Raw genomic sequence first — 17,528 nt, 5'->3', positions numbered from 1 at the left:
TGATTATTTTTTACTGAAGTGGATGAGATGGGCGATAAGATTTTTCTCAGAGCTATTAAATGAGAAAAAGTAGGCCACGACTAAAAAGCCAAAACTGAATAGTAAAATGCCAAGGATAAGTGGGATCCACCCAATGTCTTGGATGGTTGCTTTATATTGTGACCAAGCGAAAAACATGATACTTGCATAGATAATAAGAGGTGCAGTTTCATGAATAATACTTGACCAGAAAGCCCCCATATTTAAATGAATTTTTGTTTGGTAATACCAGTTGAGGATAATTCCACTACTAATGATGATGGCGATACTGCTGGAAATGGCCGCTCCTATGCCACCAAAGCTTTGAGCAAGAACAAGAGTGAGGATGATATTAAGCGTTGCCGCAGTAAGGTAAATTATGCTTCTAAATCCATATTTATTAATTACCTGAAGAATGGTCAATCCAATATTTTGCATGAGATCAACAGTAAAAGGCACCATGACAACAATTGCAATCAAATAAGCTTCAACATAATTAGGACCTGCCCAAAGCGAAATGAATTCTTTGCCAAAGACTATAAAACCAAGCAGAACAAGAAGTAGAGGATAAAGAGCAATACGTGCTACGCGAATAAAAAGGTCTGATATGGCATGAATGTTTTTATCCTTATGCCAAAGTTCGCTTACTTGTGGCATAAAAACCGAAGATACAGCCATACCAAGCGATAAATAAATCGTATTAATAGTCATACCAACGGAATAAATAGCCACAATTGAGGTGCCATAAAGGTAACCCAAAATAAGTTGATCGGTTTTCCAAAAAATCTGGTCTGCAATAGTGCTGAGTACGATGTTACCTGAAAAGCGCATAAGTTCACGCTCAAGATCTCGATCATATTCACGAATAGAGGTATCCATACCAAGCTTCTTGATAGCATAACTTCGCTGTACAAATCTTAGTAGGGCATTAAGAGCAACCTGTGCGGCACTCACTGCTACTGCATAAGGCATTGCCTGAACTACTATCAATACGGTAATTGGTTGAAGCGCAGTTAAAGTAAGGTTTGACAGTTTAAGAAAAACAAAATGTTCGTGAGCTGTGATGACTGCAATGCTGAGAGTGTTGTTCATGGTCAACATCAGATTAAAAGCAAGCAGACCAATAATGACGCTGCTTTCATTAAGTTCCCATGCAGACAAAGATGCTGCATAGATAGTACGAACCATAAAAATAAGAATAGTAGCTGCAATCACAACGACAACATTTGCGACGCTATAGATTTTCTTGGATATACCGAGTGTTTTTGCCATACCTTCCGTATCGCCAAGAGCAAAAAATTTGCAGTAGTAGCGAGTTACACCAGCTGCAAGCATTGAACTGATGATATTGAGGTAGGCAATAATTGAACCAATGAGCTGATAGAGACCATATTCAGCTTGACCGATGGTGCGCAGGAGTAAAGGAACATATAAAAGACCAACCACCATTGCGACAAAGGTATCTGCATAGGAAACAAGTGCCCCGATTTCCCTTTGCCTAGACGAGTCTGCCATATAAGTCCTTCTTCGTGTAATCTAGCTAAAAAAACATGCACCCATATACTTAGCAGCTTATATGAGAAAAATAGATATCTTTGATTTTCTTCATAATCGTAGATGACTTAAATTGTGTGCAGTCATAGTTACTATGTTTACATAGACCATGCCTATAGTCATCTACTATGCGTTTTGCCCATGCCGCAGCGCCGTCTTGCAAAGATAGATAGACACAACCACCTACGTTGGCATCTTGGGGTACCGTGTCAGAGACATAACATTTGACGCCCATTGCCTGAGCTTCCACAAGTACAATACCAAAACCCTCATGTTGAGAAGGTAAAAGTAAAGATGAGCTATTGCTAAGTAATTCAGGGGTATTTGCATCGCTCGGGTGTAGCTGAATAAAATCTTTAAGCCCTGCTTCATCAATTGTCTGACGCAAGCGAGTTAATTCGGACTCATCACCAAAACCTACAAGGTTAAGCCGAGCATCTGGAATGTATTCATGAATATGCTTGAGAACAGACACACTGAATAATTGATTTTTATTTTCAATAAATCTACCAATTTGAATGAGGTTTAGATAACCGTCATGAGGTGGATATATTTTCTTGTTGAAACGTTGATCATCATAGGCATTTGGAATGACACAGAAAGGTGCATCTGAGCCATATAAACTATCACAAACAGCCTTTGAGCAACCTAATAATGCGGTTGCATACTGGCGAATAAGCGCTTGCCTTTTGAGATCGATGCTTCTACGAAGAATATTCTCGTCTCTAAGAGAGAGTTCAACATGTGCCTGGATTACACGTACAGGCACACCGACTTCAGCAGCAGCTTTGAGACATAAAGCTCCTTCAAAGTTATTATTGCAATGAATAACGTCATAAGGTCCTTGCTCTTTTAAAATCACTTTGGCTTTCTTGTATAGCTGACGCCCTCGTAGGTAATAGTCGGAATAAAGGCAAAGAGGATTTGATCCTTCATAGTGGGGGATGCGAAATATATTGCCAATTGACTCAAATTCATCGTCATAATAACGGCGCTCTGATGTAAAAAGTAGCATGTCAAAGTGGCAGTATGGCTTGAGCTCTCGCACAATACCCATCATCACTGCTTGTACTCCGCCATTACCTAGGCCTTCACAAGAGACCATTAGTACTTTCTTCACCAGATAATCCCGTTCTAAACATCGTGGTTTTTGATAAAAACCTTCGAATCGCGATAAGCGTTATACCCCATCGTGGCAACACGTTCGATAGGGATGTTGTTTTTCCACAACACATAAGGCAGAGCGAGCTGATCACGACCGCTATCAAAATAACAGTATTCTTTCCACCATTCACTTATAAGTTTTTTGCTGAGGTCACTATGCAGGTCAACTGCGATGATATTGCATTCGAGTAGTCCATAATCTGTGGGGAAACCTCGTTCTCTATATGCATTAACTTGAGCTTGCATCTTTGGGAGACTTCCTTTGCCCAGTGCACTACAAGCAATCACTTCGTCAGCAATAGAACTGCGAGTGCGATGGTAGTGTAAGGCAATGCCTGCTTGGGGATGAATGATATCCGCATAATAACTTAAATCTGAAATTGCTTGAACATTACCGTCGATATATATTGCAACGTCATAGTCATTCTCAAAAAGTTCGTGAGGATGAAGTTTGATATAACGATTTATAAGAGTATTATTGCCCAATTTTTGAATTGCAGTGGGAATGGGACGAATATCCCACTTTGTTGAATCAAGTGTGTCTGTAGCGGAAAGAAACATGACATAGTCAAGCTGAGGAACTTCCATTAAAGGCTCTAGAGGGATGTCGTATCCACCAGTGATACAAGAATAGACAACAACTTTTTTTGTTCCACTGCCTGGGCATAAACTTTTTTCCCATGCGATGGGGTCTAGATTTGATTGTTCTTCATGACGAGGTGCATGGGCAAAACGTCGCGAGCGTAGCCAAGATTGAAAGCCATCGTGAATATGACTCGGATTTAAAGGATGTATTAGTTGATTAATTTTTTTGGCACGAATACCTGCAGCGTAGATATCGGAATTACGAAGCTCGATAGCGCGTAGATTGAGAGTTTCAACCATACGTATAACTTCGCTTCGATACATATAATCCTCCATTGCAAAAGTGGTATTGCAGTTTAGTTTACATTTGTTGCAGCCTAATGATGTCATAGTTCCACTCTGATAAGGTAAACAGCTTGGAAGGAGATATGGGCTATACTTTTTTGCCATAATGACAATTATGGAGATTCTTCCCGGGTAGTGTATAGATGATTTTGCTATGAGTGTCACTCCATATGATGGACATGGAAGATGCTGTGCTGTGTTCGCAGATTTTGTTGGAAGGATCCGTGTATTCGTATGCCGAAAAGGATTGCTATTATTGGAGCTTCAGATTTCCAAAATCCCCTTATCCTTAAAGCAAAAGAGCGCGGTTTAGAAACTCATGTGTTTGCTTGGCGTGATGGCTCAATCGGTGAGAAAACAGCTGATTTTTACTATCCGATTTCAATTACTGAAATTGACGAAATTTGCGATATTTGTCGTAAGGTTGGTGTAGATGGAATTTGCACCATTGGTTCTGACTTGGGAAATATTACCGTTTCGCAAGTTGCTGAGCGTTTGGGATTGGTGGCAAATTCTGTTGCAACAGTAGAAAAATCTACAAACAAGCATCTCATGCGGCAAACATTCGAACAGCATGGAGACCCTTCTCCTAAGAGTCGGCTCATCCGCGCTGACGAACGGATATCAGATTTTGGAATGGCATATCCACTTATAGTTAAGCCTGTAGATCGCTCTGGAAGTCGTAGTATTACTAAATTGGATTTTGCTGACACGACTGCTCTTCAAGCTGCGGTAAAGCTTGCCATAGATTCTTCCTTTGCAAAAGAAGCTTTAATCGAAGAGTACATGGCGGGTGAGGAGTTTAGCGTTGAGTATGTTTCTTGGGAAGGCGTGCATCATTTCCTTGCCTTGACAAAGAAGTTTACGTCTGGAGCACCTCATTTTATAGAGACAGGTCATCTTGAGCCTGCACCAGTTTCTGAAGAGATTTATAGGAAAATTAAGCAGATCGTGCCCCATGCGCTTGAAAGTCTGGGAGTACGCTACGGCGCCTCTCACTCAGAACTCATGTTGCTGCCCTCTGGTGAAATTAAGATTGTTGAGATTGGTAGTCGTATGGGTGGGGACTGTATAGGGAGTGACTTAGTCCCGCTTTCTACAGGTATTGATTTTGTGGGAGCTGTAATTGATTGTGCTTTAGGAGAGAAGCCTCGTTTAGTTCCTTCGCATGCGGCAGCATATGCCATGATTCGCTTTATTTTTGATTCGAACGATATTGATGTCTTGAATACTATTCAGACAACATATCCTGAGTTAATTGACTTTGTTAGCCCCATCGGAGATATGTCCATCGATATTGTTGATAGTGCCTCTCGACATGGGTTTTATATTTTAAAGTCCTCTCATTTGGAGGATTTAATTCCCTATTTACCTGCTGAAAGGCATTAAGCTGATGACCAAATCTAAGATAAAGGTTTATCTTTCGCTGCAACTGCTATTGATGTTTTACTCTCTTAGCACGGTGCTGAGTAAGGTTGCCTCAGGTCTTGCCTTTCCCAGTTCTTCTTTTATGTTGTGTTATATCGGCATTATTGGCATTTTGGGCATCTATGCTCTTGGTTGGCAACAGATTATCAAACATCTTCCTCTTATTACTGCATATGCAAATAGGGCGGTTACTGTAGTATGGGGTCTTATCTGGGGAGCCCTTATTTTTCACGAGAATATGAGTATTCTGAAGCTCATTGGCGGACTTGTCGTGCTTATAGGTGTCATTCTCTATGCAGCAGCAGATACCTATGACGAAGATACTGCAGGTGAGGGGAAGGTATAGCTATGGAGAAGGCTGACCTACGCTATGTCTTTGCATTGCTTTTTGGGGTGTTTATTGCAGCAGTGGCACAGGTGTTACTCAAGAAATCTGCAATGAAGCAGTACAGCTCAACGATAAAAGAATATCTAAATCCGCTTGTAATTGGGGGATACACTATTTTTGTGGGGTCAACTATCATGTCGATTCTTGCATATAGAGGTATCCCTCTTTCAATGGGTCCTATATTGGAGGCTACCAGCTATATCTATGTAACTATTTTTGGCGTTACAATCTTTCATGAGAAAATGAATCTGCGGAAGTACGTAGCATTGTTTCTTATCATGTGCGGCATTGCCATTTATTCACTGGGAGTAGCGTAATGATTAATTTTAATGTACCGCCTTTTATTGGTAGTGAGATGGCTTTTGTGCGTGAAGCTGTGGAGGATAATCATAAAATTAGTGGTGATGGTCCGTTCACTAAGCGTTGTCATGCGTGGCTTGAAAAGCGTTTTAAAGCTCAAAAAACACTGCTGACCACTTCGGGTACTACCGCGCTTGAAATGGCTGCTATTCTGTGCAATCTTCAACCTGGTGATGAAGTAATACTTCCAAGTTTTACTTTTTCTTCTACAGCTACCGCCTTTCAGATGGTTGGTGCAACTTTAGTGTTTGTTGATGTCCGTCCTGACACCATGAATCTCGACGAGACAAAAATCGAAGCCGCCATTACCAATCGCACGCGAGTTATCGTGCCAGTACATTATGCTGGCGTTGCTTGCGAAATGGATAGCATTATGGACATTGCAAGCAAATATAATCTTTTGGTTGTAGAAGATGCGGCGCAAGCGGTCATGAGTAGTTATAAAGGTCGTGCATTGGGCACCATCGGTACTTTTGGTTGTTACTCTTTTCATGAAACTAAAAATTACTCTATGGGTGAAGGTGGTGCTCTAGTTATTAATGATTCTGCTTTTAATGACCGTGCAGAAATTATTCGTGAAAAAGGGACCAATCGACAGCGTTTCTTCCGCGGCCAAGTTGATAAGTATACGTGGGTAGACCGAGGATCGAGTTATCTTCCTAGTGATATCAATGCTGCGTATCTCTGGGGTCAGCTTCAGTTTGCAGATAGAATTAATGATAATCGACTTAATACTTGGAATTATTACTGGGAAAAGTTGCAGCCAATTGCCAAAAAGGGAGATATCGAACTCCCTCATATTCCAAATGAGTGTGTTCATAATGCACATATGTTTTATATTAAATGCGCTGACCTTAGCGAAAGAACTGCATTAATTTCCTACCTTAAGGAGCGAAATATTCAAGCAACTTTTCACTATATTCCTTTACATTCAGCCCCGGCAGGCAGGATGTTTGGTCGTTTTCATGGAAAAGATGAGTTTACGACACGTGAAAGTGAGCGTTTGGTGCGTCTACCCATGTATTTCAATTTAGCTGATGAAGATAGACGGGCAATTGTTACTGCAGTCTCGTCTTTTTACCATAATCGCTAGTGAGTGTTTCCAAGATTACGAATACTGGTTCAGGGGGATAGTGTGCTCGTTTCAGTTATAGTGCCTTGTTTTCATTCGGAGAAAAGTCTTGCTGATGTTGTTCAATTGACACAGACTGAGTTTGAAAAAACTCATACGTATGACTGTGAGTTCATATTAGTCAATGACAATCCCCCCGATAAGACATATAACAAGATTTGCGAGCTTTCACTTGCACATCCTAATGTTCACGGAATCTGTCTCATGCGTAACTTTGGTCAGCACAGTGCTTTAATGTGTGCGCTTAATTATGCTGAGGGAGATTTGGTGCTTTGCATGGATGATGATTTGCAGACACACCCATCTCAAATTCCCTTACTGCTTGATGCAATGGAAAGTGGTGAGTACGATGTGGTATATGGTGTCTTTGAAGAGAGACCCTCGTTAAGTCCAATTAAGCGTTTTTCGAGTTGGCTCAATAAGGTTACGGGAAATATTCTGCTTGATCAACCCGCAGATATGAAGACGTCAAGTTTTTGGATGTGTACATCCCAAATAAAAAGCCAGATGATTAAGTTTCATAATTACAATCCCTTTGTAGATGCACTCTTCACTCGTATGACCACTCGAATTGGTAATGTGACGGTTAAACATCACCAGCGCGAATATGGAAGCTCTGGCTATACCCTTAGGAAGTTAATTAACTTATGGCTTTCATACTTTAATTACACGAAGCTCCCGCTCCGCATGGTTTTTTGGATGGGCATGTTTTTTGTTGTGGTGGGTTTTGTTGCAGGAATTGTCGTTATCATTCAAAAAATGACTGATCCTCATATGCCAGCGGGGTGGGCCTCTATCATCTGTTTACTACTATTCTTCTTTGGCATGATACTTTTTTCTTTGGGGATGATTGGCGAGTACGTGGGCAATATCGTGCTTTCGGTTAATTCAACACCACAATATGTAGTTCATGATACGGTCAACCTTCCTGCAGAGAAAAAGATTAAACCTCGACATTCAGAAGTTGGTTAGTAAATGCAGAGTTATAGAGTGAATAGAGTGGAACTTCATAAGATGACAGCTCTCATTCTTTTCTCTGCCCTGATATCCTCTTGCGGAGTCCTTCGCTATCTTGCATCTTATACCGCTCAGAAAAGCATCCAAGGTTCATTGGTACTGCCTATTCTCTGTTTTGCATTCTTCTTTTTGTGGAAACGTATTTTTATCACAAAACATACGGGGAGATATCTTTTTTCTTCGGTAGTTTTAAGCGTCGTGTTTTCTCTGTTCATGTCTTTAGGGACTCAGTTTATCTGGCAGGATAAATCTGTTTGTCTAAGACTAGTGTTAGAAAATATCCTTCTTTATGCATTTAGTTTCTTTCCTTTAATACTATGCATATTGGAATTAATGAGCGAATGGGGAGGCACAGATTGCCCCGCTCGTAAAAAGTATGTTTACCTGGCATTTATTCTGATATGTATTGTGTGGTTTGCTACATGGCTTGCGCTCTGGCCAGGCATCTATGAGGCCGATTCTCCTGAATGGTATCGAGCAATAAGTCACGGTATATTACAGTCAAAATGGTCTATTCCCTACCAGGCGCTCTTTTATCTTTTTGTTCATACAAGCTGGAGTATCACTGGCACGTATGAATTGGGATTTGCTACACTCACTCTGTTGCAGCTCGCTTTTGTTCTCTATGTAGTGTGGCGCATTCTTAATTTTTTAAATACCCGTATGGGCTATAGGGTATTGGGATTGAGTACAGGATTCTTTTGCTTAAATTTGGGTCTGGCCATCATTTCTATTTCTGTTTTACAAGATGCACCCTTTATGGCAGCCTTTGCAATGTGCATCATGCTGTTCTTTATAGCAACCAACGAGCCAGAGAAATTTTGGCAATCCTGGCAATATCCTGCTCGAACGGTATGTTGGATTCTTTTTCTCTGCCTGTGTCGTAACAACGGGTTTTATGCTTTAGTGTTTGTTTTAGTTATGCTTGCCTTTGTATCGCCAAAAGTGTGGCGTTTAAAGCTGTTTTCTATTGTTTCACTGGCATGTGTAGCTTATTTGCTGTTCCACGGCCCGATATTGAGCTCAATGGGAGCAAAAAAAGATACTACTATTACGGAAATGATGAGCGTGCCAGCTACACAACTTGCGCGCGTATGGAACTATGAGAAAGATTCTCTTTCCGAGAAGGAGCTTCAGCAGCTTTATACGTATATGCCCGAGAGTTTTCTCACGTCCCATAATTATTTTCGCGACAATAGGATTTCAGATCAATATAAAGCACACCTTAACACAGAGTTGATTGGCGCGAATCCGCAGAGTTTTATAGGGTATTGGGCAAATTTAGGATTGAAGTATCCACGCAGTTATATCCTAGCTCACCTTGAGCTAACTTATGGCTTATGGTATCCAGATATAAAGTATTACGATGCCAAAATGGCTCATGCTTATATTGACTATGCTAATTTTTCACTTCCGGGTTCTGACTATATAACCATTGAACGACAAAGTAAGTTTCCTCTATATAAGCAGATGCTTGATAAATTATTTGGAGATAAGGTATTCCCAAAAGATGAGCAGCGATGGAAGATGCCCTATGTTCATACGCCACTCTTAGCTCAGATTTGTAAATCGGGACTTTATGTATGGGCATTGCTATTGGTACTCGCTCATGCAATATGCGAACAAAAGAAACAGATGGCTGTCCCTCTCGCTCTTTGTCTGGGTTTACTTATTACCCTTATGCTTGGTCCGGTTGTTCTCTTTCGTTATATGTCTCCGCTGATATTTTCTGCTCCAGTCTGGGTATGTCTTCCTGGCCTAACGAGAAAAACTTCATAGTGCGTCGCGCGTTCTGTAATCATTTTGAGCGTCTTCATCGACAACGAACTCTTTGCTTATGTAGGTAAACAACGAAAGCGACCGAGCAGATGGCTCCTGCAATGCTTGTTAGTACTCCAGGAATGAGACCGGCGGGGGTATAGGAGGCGTAGAGAACATGTCTGCCTGCTGGGCAATTAAAGCCAATAAAACCATAATTTGCTGAGAAAATTTCTAACGGCTTGCCATCAAGGGTGAGATTCCAACCTTTTGTATGAGGTATAGAAAGGCAAGCAACTCCGCCCCTATTGGTATCGATAATGCCACTGATAGAATTATCACTAGCACATTTGAGCTGTACATCTGCTTCAATTTTTTGTTGATTCGAAGTGATATCAACTAAGCCTAGCTGATCATCTTCTACAATGATGCTGGTATCGAGGGCTTCTTGTCGCTGTGTAATACTCAATTTCTTTGCGTCCGACTGGCTGAGTGCGGAACTCCTAAGATAGAGTGGACTTACCGTATTGCCCTCAAAACTTATTTCATAGATATGCAAACCATTAACTTCTTCAATCTGCTTTGCCCAGCTTGTGTATGGTGGCAGTGGAGTTTGGCAGATGAGATAGCGAACGCCAGTAACAGCCATCATGCGTGAGCTGGTGGAGTCTATAGGGAAGATATAACAACTAAAATTATTCGTATGGTGAGATATTGCTGCCGGCCAGAGCTGATTAAAGAAATCTCCCAGTTCTCCATCCTCGGCACTGTTATAACTAGAAATGCCTGCATAGTTAAAACTTAGGGCATCATTCCATTTTGTCAGATTATGAAAATCGCGCTCCACTCGATAGAAGCTATCGTCACGGGACCGTAACTTTGATAGAGCAGTTATTGTGTCCTTATTGAGTGCTTGGTTAGCAGCTGGCGGGAATTTATCGCTTTGCACTATGCGTGGATTGCGATTAATTTCTGAGAAGGAATCTACGAGAGAACTCGAAATAAATAGCACACAGAGGCCTATGGTAAGTACTCCAATCCAGGTTTGTTTTTTAAAGAAAAGGATGATTAATAGTATTGAAAGTGCCAGAACCGTAATAAAAAGCATGCACTGCAAGCGGGAATTGATAGTGTTATATAAGGACCACGTGAGTATAAAGGCAGAGAAAAGTATAGAGAGGCCGAGTGGAACAGGTGCGGGCTGACGTTCAATAAAACCTTTCTCAAGTCCTATTGCCATTGCGCAAATAAGCATCGCATCTATTGTGAGAGAGGCTCGGTAGGTGGGGTAGCGAAATATTGTAATGAGTGAGGGAAAAAAGAAGTTAAATGAGTAGAATGCAATAAAAAGCAAACCAAGCGTAGTAGCAATGCGATGTCTCATGCTTGTCTGGCCGTATATCCAATAGAGATATTGACCTAATAAGATATATACACCGCAGCCTAAGCCACCTTGAAAAAATTCTAGTTCGTTATTATTGGGCATAAATTGATAATTTGTACCCACGCTTATAAGTGCGCTACCCATAAGTCTGCTAAATATGAAACCAATACCATGAGGTGAAATAAAGCTCGATAGCATACTAAAGGCCGTGCCCTTTGATGAAGCCGTTGTTCCACCTACGCGGCTTGTCTCGGCGATAATATAATAGGCAGTTGGAAAAAGCATGACTCCGCTCAATAAGACGCCAGTGAGCACCGATGCTGAACACAGTAAGAAACGCTGGCAATAATGCCCTTTCTTGCCTTCCTCAGTTATGGCCAGAAGGCGTAATGCAACATAAATGGGTGAGAAAATAAGTGTCATAAACGCAAAGTAGACACTAAAACAAATAAAAATTGCAGTAGTAACGCTCACAAGTGCGAATGATCCAGCTGATTTGCGCCTCATGAGATCTTCGAGACCGAGCACTATAAGCGGCAGTAGTACCCAAGCGGTCCCAAAGAAATAATGCTTGCCCACAGTAAAGATGTAGCCGGCAAAAGCATAGCTAGAAGCACCAAAAATACGTGCAAGAGGAGTTAAACAAAAACGAGTCAAAAAATGTGAGAAGAAAAAACCAGCACAGAGCACACGACAGGCGAAGGTAATGGCGATTGCTTGAGCAAGAAATTCTTCACCAAAGCTAAGGCAAAGAGGGATTAAAACAAGATTAAACGGATCCATCAACCATTCTTGATTGGCAAGGAAGCTTGATCCCATGCCAAAATGATGAGACCAAAAAGGCAAAGCTCCAGCTTGTGCATTATGAATAATGTCAAGATAGTAAGGAATATATTGATCAAATGTATCGTTTGCGCTGCTTCTGAAGCCAAGAGTAAGGTTAGCTGTACCAAGGATTTGATTTCCAAGAATGGTTGCTGTGCCTAAAACTAATATTGAAAGGAGAACAAGCATCTCGAAACTACTTCGCTGTTTTTCTTTAGTTAGTAGTCGCCTAGAATGGCGACAACAGAAAAGGAAAAGTACGAAGGAAGCAAGAGCTATCCAAGTCAGGTAGAGGTAATTTTTGAGATGCATGCGGGCTCCAAGCTCTTGAGATACAAGCGTCGTCTTCATAGTAATGTAATAGGATGGCATTTTGTTGTTTATGCATGACTAAGGTGAAACATGGCTGCTTCAATCCAGATTCTTTTGGCAAGCTTCAATGGCGAGCGTTTTATAGGGCGTCAGCTTGAATCACTCTTGGCGCAGAGTTACCGCAATTGGGAGTTACTGCTATCTGATGATTTGTCCCAAGACGCAACGACCGCTATAGTGGCTCGCTATGCAGCACAGGATAGTAGAATCTGTGATGTGGGTAATACTCATGCGCATGGTAATGCACGCGATAATTTTTTTGACCTTGTGGAAAGGGCGACTGCTCCCTACCTTGCATTTTGTGATCAAGATGATGTATGGCTCATCGATAAGCTTGAGCGTGAGATGGCTGAAATGCGTTGTCTTGAGGAGCAGTATGGTAAAGAAGTTCCCTTGCTTGTCTTTTCTGATTTAGCTGTTGTGGATGAGTCACTTGAAGTTATAGCACCATCGTTTCAAGTTTTTTCTGGACTTAATCCTGAGCGTGTGTCACTCGCAAATTTACTTGCGCAAAATGTCTCCCCTGGTTGTGTCATGCTTGCTAATCGTGCGCTCTACCATAACGTAATGTGTCTCCCTCAAAATCGTACTCTGGTTATCATGCATGACTGGTGGTTTATGCTGACCGCTGCAGCTCTCGGTCACATTGGATATGTGCCAGAAGCAACAATGTTGTATCGCCAACACGGAGATAATTCAGTTGGTGCGAGTTCTGCTTCTGCGGCAAGTATTGCTCAAAAGCTAGGAAGCTACATGCATAAGCTGCTGCCCCGTGCCCAGCAGCTTGATGGCCTTGATGCGCGCATGCAGCAGGCGGCAGCTTTTTTGCAATGTTATCGTGAGGTCTTGAGTGCCGAGGACAAAAAGCTGTGTGAGGGAATGTCAAAGCTTTTGACATTGCCACCTCTCAAACGTCTCAGCTGGTGTCATGCTCATGATGTGCTCAATGCAACACCTGCGATGCGTATAGGCATGGATTGGGAACTCGCACTATATGAGGCGGGGCGCAAGGCCGATATAGCCAAGTCGACTCGTGATTCGCATCCTGTAGATGTGCTCAGTTTTGATGATCCTTTGGTAAGCAGCGCTCGTGTAGCCGTGGTGATGTCTAGCTATAACGGAGAAAAATATCTGTCTGAACAAATTGATTCTGTACTTGCTCAGGATAAAAAGGTAGATCTTTTTGTGCGTGATGATGGATCGAAAGATAACACGCTTAAGCTGTTGAAAGAATATGCCACAAAAGGACTTTTGAGCTATAAGGCAGGGGAGAATAAAGGTGTGGTAGGTTCGTTTCTTGATGCGCTTGCCATGCCCGGGGATAGCTATGACTTCGTTGCCTTCTGTGATCAAGATGATATATGGCATGCAGATAGAATTAGTCGTGCACTGCGGGTGATTGCAGGTCGGAACCAGTCCATTCCTCAGCTGTATTGTAGTGAGTACAATTTTTGCGATGAGGAGATGAACTTCATTGAGCGCTCTCAGCTCAATCGAATTGGAGTAGCACTTCCAACTTTGTTGGTAGAAAGCGTGTGCTCGGGCAATACCTCTCTCATGAATCGAACTCTCGTCCAAGAATTGTTGGCAAATGGTAGTGAGGGAGTATATACGCATGACTGGTGGATGGCACTAGTAGCTGCTGGTTTAGGCGAAATTAGTTTTGATAATTTTGCTTCGCTTGACTATCGTCGTTTAAGCTCCAGCGTTAGCCCTACAGGTAGCAGTGGTTTATCTTTGCTGATGTTTCGTGTAAGAACTTTTTTTGCTAAAGGGCAACTAGACGACATTAAAAATCAGCTCAGACATTTTAGAGAACGCTATACATGCAGGCTTAGTTCGAATGACCTCGCACTCATTGATGGTATGCTTGACGGCAAACGACTCAGCAAAGCCTTCTTTGCAAAACGTTTGCGCCAAAAGCCCAGCGAAGAGCTGGCAGTCCGCTTGCTCTTCTTATTAGGGCTTATGTAATTGAACGAGATGCTCGCTACCACTTCACATCAAAATGTAGTTTATCGATGGCAAAGCGATAGAGTGCAAGAAATGGTCCAAGTAAATGGGTTTTATAAATTTTTTGGGCTATCCATAGACGCTTAAATGCCCCGCCATGTTTGTGAGCATAAGCTAAGCTAATGTATGGATTGTGATTCCACGTGGGAAAATGCTGATTCAAGAAGTTGGTGCAGATTTTAATTTGATCGGAGAGATTGATGTTCTTATCACATGATAAACGGAACATCATTGAGATACCTAAATGTTCGAATGCCACTGCGTCAAACGCATATAGCAGTTTTTCACTGGCGTTATTTGCCTCATAAAGTCCTCGCACCTCCACAAATGCATCGTAGCCTGTTTGCAGTTTTTCCAAAGAGATTGTATTGATAATGGAGTCTAAACGGATTATGTAATTAACAAGGCTATGAGGAGTAAATACGACTGTCCCATGCATTTTTAGAAAAGCTAGCATCTGAAAAAGCATGTCGTCAAGTACTTTTGGAGGAGCTTGGAGATCATGTATAGAGCGTAGTATCGATGCGCGCCAAAGCTTGTTCCAGGGTGCTCCATTCATTTCAATTAATCTGCCAGGATCATCAGTGATTGTGAAAGAGGGACGAACTTTACACATTTCATGAGTGATTTTTTTGCCAGTCTCTATATCTATACGGCTAAACCCACAGACTGCAAGGTCAGCATCAACTGATTTGGCTGCGTTATAAAGTTTTTCAGCGAAATCAGGTTCAGCATAGTCATCACTGTCAAGGAAGCCAATATATTCTCCGCGGGCCTTTTGAATGCCGTCCCACCGTCCACGCCATACACCCTCGTTTTGTTTGTCGATGATAACAATGTGCTCTGGATAGTGATTCTTGTAGTCACGCAGTATATCGATGCAATGGTCGGGAGATCCATCGTTAATGCAAACAACCTCAACACCATCAAGTGTCTGATGTACAAGAGAATCTAAGCACCTAGGAAGATACTTTTCTACTTTGTAGCAAGGGACAATAATACTAACGCGTTTGGAGTTCATTAATACTTGTCCTTGTCATCCGAATTTTGTAAGGCAATTTCTTGGGCTAGTTGATTTACGCGATCTTTCAATATGGACACTTTTGCTGAAGTTCGAAATTCCTTTGTCAACAATAAAGCAGTGACAGCTGCAAAAACGAGATTTGCTGGAGATTGAAAGCCAAAAAGCCCTGCAAAGAAGTACACAATTTGTGGGAAGACACCCAAAATTACAAGAAAAAGAGCAAGGGCTATCCAAAAGAGTGAATCATCTATCAGAATCTTTTTTTTGTGTACGGAATGAATAACGATGCTTAAAATAAAAATCGCGCCTGTCAAAAGAAGAAACTGTTGGAATGCTGGCATTTTTTCTTGACTCCTACCTGAACCATAAAAACAAAACAAGTGATGCCCAAGTCCTAAGCATATATCTTAATGCGCGAAAAGGATTAAGATAGCTGACTCCTCCTTGACGCTGGCGAATGGAAATGGGGACTTCGGAAATAGTTGCGCCATTTCGAAGGAGCAAAGCTAAGGTATCTGGTTCGGGTTCAAGATCAAACCCATTTGCAAAGAGAGGAATCATGCTCTTACCATATAAGCGTAGCCCGCAGGTGGGATCTGTAATAGTGCTGTGAGTTGCCATTTGAATCATCTGAGAGATAATCCGTGATCCAATATTTCGAAGCCCAACCGCTTTTTCTCCGGCAAGATAACGAGAGCCTAAAACAATGTCACAATTTGTAGCTTCAAGTTTTTGAGCCATAATGGGTATATAGCTAGGGATATGCTGTCCATCAGAATCAAACTGTACAACAGCATCATAATGATGGCGTAGAGCATATTTCATGCCTGCTCTAAATCCCGAAGCAAGGCCTGTGTTGATGGGCAAATCAATATGATTGAGCTTAAGTTCATCACAAATGTTAGGGGTGTGATCTTTCGATCCATCGTTGACTACCAAATAGTCAATCTCAGGGCAAGCTGCCACGAATTCCTTAACGGTATCCTCGAGGCATTCCTCTTCATTATATGCTGGAATTATTGCAAGTATCTTCATTGGCTACGCCCTATTATTTGCAGCTCATTACTAATAGAAGAATACCGTATCTTAGTTTGCGAATGAATGATACATGCTAATATCATTCCCATCAATATCTATTGCATGTTAAGGTTTCTATAATTGCAACAACAGAAGGAGATTTATGTCTGAGCCATGGGCGCATACTCATATACCTGTCAATCCAGTAATTGCAGCTTTAATTCCTTGTTATAACGAGGAGCTAACGATTGCTAAAGTGGTAGATGATTTTCATAAATATCTGCCCGAAGCAACTATCTATGTTTACGACAACAACTCGACAGACCACACAGCGGAAATTGCGCGTGAGCATGGGGCGGTAGTTCGCTTTGAAGCAAGACAAGGCAAGGGTAATGTTGTGCGGCAAATGCTTCGTGATATTGATGCAGACTGTTACGTTATGGTTGACGGCGATGACACCTATCCAATTGAGCAAGTGCGAGAGGTAATCGCTCCCATTCTTGATGGAAGCGCAGATCACGTGGTTGGTGACCGCCTAAGTAATGGTACGTATGGCACAGAAAACAAGCGCGCTTTTCATGGTTTGGGCAACAATATGGTGCGCTGGGCAATTAATCGTCTGTATGGTTTTCGCTATGCTGATATCATGACGGGATATCGTGCATTTTCTCGTGCCTTTGCAAAAACTTTGCCAGTAATCTCACCAGGTTTTGAGATTGAAACCGAGCTTTCCATCCATGCAGTGGATAAACGTTGGCGAATTGTTCAGGTGCCGATTACCTATCGAGATCGCCCAGAAGGCTCTTTCTCAAAACTCAATACTTTTTCAGATGGCGCCAAGGTAATAGGTATGATAGCTGGTCTTTTTAAAGACTATAAGCCCTTACCGTTCTTTTCAATCTTGGCAGCTCTTGTTATTATCATCGGTTTGTTTTTAGGCGTTCCTGTTATTTGGGAATTCCAGGCAACACATCTTGTTCAGCGATTCCCTACTGCGATTCTCGCTGTGGCATTTTGTGGCTTAGGAGCTTTATTGTTTTGTTGCGGTCTGATTTTAGACACGGTTGTTAAGAGCAATCGTCGTGCGTGGGAACTACAGGTAACTGCAGAGTATGAGCGTGAACGTAGCTATCCATTGAGCTAG

15 protein-coding genes are annotated in these 17,528 nt (G+C 41.8%); 8 read left to right on the top strand and 7 right to left on the bottom strand.

Annotation, left to right across the window (positions count from 1 at the left end; translation table 11 throughout):
• Positions 1-3 precede the first annotated feature (3 nt).
• Genes BN4314_RS02040 through BN4314_RS02030 form a run of 3 tightly spaced genes read right to left on the bottom strand, consistent with a single transcriptional unit; the run spans position 4 to position 3,645 of the window.
• The gene (locus BN4314_RS02040) at positions 4-1,533 is read right to left on the bottom strand and encodes a lipopolysaccharide biosynthesis protein (protein ID WP_068539560.1); all 1,530 of its coding nucleotides are present in this window, start codon (positions 1,531-1,533) and stop codon (positions 4-6) included.
• 49 nt (positions 1,534-1,582) lie between these two features.
• Positions 1,583-2,677 (bottom strand): glycosyltransferase, encoded by a 1,095-nt coding sequence (locus BN4314_RS02035; protein ID WP_068539559.1) that lies wholly within the window; start codon positions 2,675-2,677, stop codon positions 1,583-1,585.
• A 29-nt stretch (positions 2,678-2,706) separates the two neighbouring features.
• A complete protein-coding gene (locus tag BN4314_RS02030; protein ID WP_068539558.1) occupies positions 2,707-3,645 on the bottom strand; it encodes a glycosyltransferase domain-containing protein in 939 nt (312 codons plus the stop codon).
• A gap of 255 nt (positions 3,646-3,900) precedes the next feature.
• On the opposite strand from BN4314_RS02030, the gene BN4314_RS02025 reads away from it, so the two are divergent.
• From BN4314_RS02025 to BN4314_RS02000, 6 genes are read left to right on the top strand one after another with little or no spacing between them, the layout of a single operon-like run.
• Positions 3,901-5,055 (top strand): ATP-grasp domain-containing protein, encoded by a 1,155-nt coding sequence (locus BN4314_RS02025; protein ID WP_068539557.1) that lies wholly within the window; start codon positions 3,901-3,903, stop codon positions 5,053-5,055.
• A gap of 4 nt (positions 5,056-5,059) precedes the next feature.
• Positions 5,060-5,440, top strand: a complete 381-nt coding sequence (locus BN4314_RS02020) for a transporter (RefSeq protein ID WP_068539556.1) — start codon at positions 5,060-5,062, stop codon at positions 5,438-5,440.
• A 2-nt stretch (positions 5,441-5,442) separates the two neighbouring features.
• Positions 5,443-5,799: a DMT family transporter gene (locus tag BN4314_RS02015; protein WP_068539555.1), complete on the top strand. Its 357-nt coding sequence runs from the start codon at positions 5,443-5,445 to the stop codon at positions 5,797-5,799.
• The gene (gene rffA, locus BN4314_RS02010; RefSeq protein WP_068539554.1) at positions 5,799-6,935 is read left to right on the top strand and encodes a dTDP-4-amino-4,6-dideoxygalactose transaminase; all 1,137 of its coding nucleotides are present in this window, start codon (positions 5,799-5,801) and stop codon (positions 6,933-6,935) included. The genes BN4314_RS02015 and rffA overlap by 1 nt, the downstream gene beginning before the upstream one ends.
• Positions 6,936-6,977: 42 nt before the next feature.
• Positions 6,978-7,946 (top strand): glycosyltransferase family 2 protein, encoded by a 969-nt coding sequence (locus BN4314_RS02005; RefSeq protein ID WP_068539553.1) that lies wholly within the window; start codon positions 6,978-6,980, stop codon positions 7,944-7,946.
• Positions 7,947-7,988: 42 nt separating this feature from the next.
• Positions 7,989-9,770, top strand: a complete 1,782-nt coding sequence (locus BN4314_RS02000) for a DUF6020 family protein (RefSeq protein WP_148424839.1) — start codon at positions 7,989-7,991, stop codon at positions 9,768-9,770.
• Positions 9,771-9,804: 34 nt separating this feature from the next.
• Here the strand turns inward: BN4314_RS02000 and BN4314_RS01995 are convergent, their stop codons facing one another.
• Positions 9,805-12,309 (bottom strand): YfhO family protein, encoded by a 2,505-nt coding sequence (locus BN4314_RS01995; protein WP_187369525.1) that lies wholly within the window; start codon positions 12,307-12,309, stop codon positions 9,805-9,807.
• Between the two features lie 51 nt (positions 12,310-12,360).
• Between BN4314_RS01995 and BN4314_RS01990 the strand changes: the two genes are divergently transcribed.
• Positions 12,361-14,304 (top strand): glycosyltransferase, encoded by a 1,944-nt coding sequence (locus BN4314_RS01990; RefSeq protein ID WP_068539550.1) that lies wholly within the window; start codon positions 12,361-12,363, stop codon positions 14,302-14,304.
• 16 nt (positions 14,305-14,320) lie between these two features.
• Here BN4314_RS01990 and BN4314_RS01985 read toward each other — a convergent pair whose 3' ends face one another.
• From BN4314_RS01985 to BN4314_RS01975, 3 genes are read right to left on the bottom strand one after another with little or no spacing between them, the layout of a single operon-like run.
• Entirely contained in the window at positions 14,321-15,364 is a 1,044-nt protein-coding gene (locus BN4314_RS01985) for a glycosyltransferase family 2 protein (RefSeq protein ID WP_068539549.1), read from the bottom strand.
• Positions 15,364-15,708, bottom strand: coding sequence for a DUF2304 domain-containing protein (locus BN4314_RS01980; protein WP_068539548.1), 345 nt, complete (start codon positions 15,706-15,708; stop codon positions 15,364-15,366). The genes BN4314_RS01985 and BN4314_RS01980 overlap by 1 nt, the downstream gene beginning before the upstream one ends.
• 13 nt (positions 15,709-15,721) lie before the next feature.
• A complete protein-coding gene (locus BN4314_RS01975) occupies positions 15,722-16,402 on the bottom strand; it encodes a glycosyltransferase family 2 protein (protein ID WP_068539547.1) in 681 nt (226 codons plus the stop codon).
• A gap of 145 nt (positions 16,403-16,547) precedes the next feature.
• Between BN4314_RS01975 and BN4314_RS01970 the strand changes: the two genes are divergently transcribed.
• On the top strand, positions 16,548-17,528 hold the full coding sequence (locus BN4314_RS01970; RefSeq protein WP_068539546.1) for a glycosyltransferase: 981 nt from the start codon (positions 16,548-16,550) through the stop codon (positions 17,526-17,528).

Source organism: Olegusella massiliensis (assembly GCF_900078545.1).
Taxonomy (GTDB): domain Bacteria; phylum Actinomycetota; class Coriobacteriia; order Coriobacteriales; family Atopobiaceae; genus Olegusella; species Olegusella massiliensis.
This window is presented reverse-complemented; position numbering and strand designations above follow the sequence as displayed.

Bases quoted from the DNA above. Each gene is read 5' to 3' on its own strand.
- BN4314_RS02040 (WP_068539560.1), bottom strand. From the start codon at position 1,533: ATGGCAGACTCGTCTAGGCAAAGGGAAATCGGGGCACTTGTTTCCTAT.
- BN4314_RS02035 (WP_068539559.1), bottom strand. From the start codon at position 2,677: ATGGTCTCTTGTGAAGGCCTAGGTAATGGCGGAGTACAAGCAGTGATG.
- BN4314_RS02030 (WP_068539558.1), bottom strand. From the start codon at position 3,645: ATGTATCGAAGCGAAGTTATACGTATGGTTGAAACTCTCAATCTACGC.
- BN4314_RS02025 (WP_068539557.1), top strand. From the start codon at position 3,901: ATGCCGAAAAGGATTGCTATTATTGGAGCTTCAGATTTCCAAAATCCC.
- BN4314_RS02020 (WP_068539556.1), top strand. From the start codon at position 5,060: ATGACCAAATCTAAGATAAAGGTTTATCTTTCGCTGCAACTGCTATTG.
- BN4314_RS02015 (WP_068539555.1), top strand. From the start codon at position 5,443: ATGGAGAAGGCTGACCTACGCTATGTCTTTGCATTGCTTTTTGGGGTG.
- rffA (WP_068539554.1), top strand. From the start codon at position 5,799: ATGATTAATTTTAATGTACCGCCTTTTATTGGTAGTGAGATGGCTTTT.
- BN4314_RS02000 (WP_148424839.1), top strand. From the start codon at position 7,989: ATGACAGCTCTCATTCTTTTCTCTGCCCTGATATCCTCTTGCGGAGTC.
- BN4314_RS01995 (WP_187369525.1), bottom strand. From the start codon at position 12,309: ATGAAGACGACGCTTGTATCTCAAGAGCTTGGAGCCCGCATGCATCTC.
- BN4314_RS01990 (WP_068539550.1), top strand. From the start codon at position 12,361: ATGGCTGCTTCAATCCAGATTCTTTTGGCAAGCTTCAATGGCGAGCGT.
- BN4314_RS01985 (WP_068539549.1), bottom strand. From the start codon at position 15,364: ATGAACTCCAAACGCGTTAGTATTATTGTCCCTTGCTACAAAGTAGAA.
- BN4314_RS01980 (WP_068539548.1), bottom strand. From the start codon at position 15,708: ATGCCAGCATTCCAACAGTTTCTTCTTTTGACAGGCGCGATTTTTATT.
- BN4314_RS01975 (WP_068539547.1), bottom strand. From the start codon at position 16,402: ATGAAGATACTTGCAATAATTCCAGCATATAATGAAGAGGAATGCCTC.
- BN4314_RS01970 (WP_068539546.1), top strand. From the start codon at position 16,548: ATGTCTGAGCCATGGGCGCATACTCATATACCTGTCAATCCAGTAATT.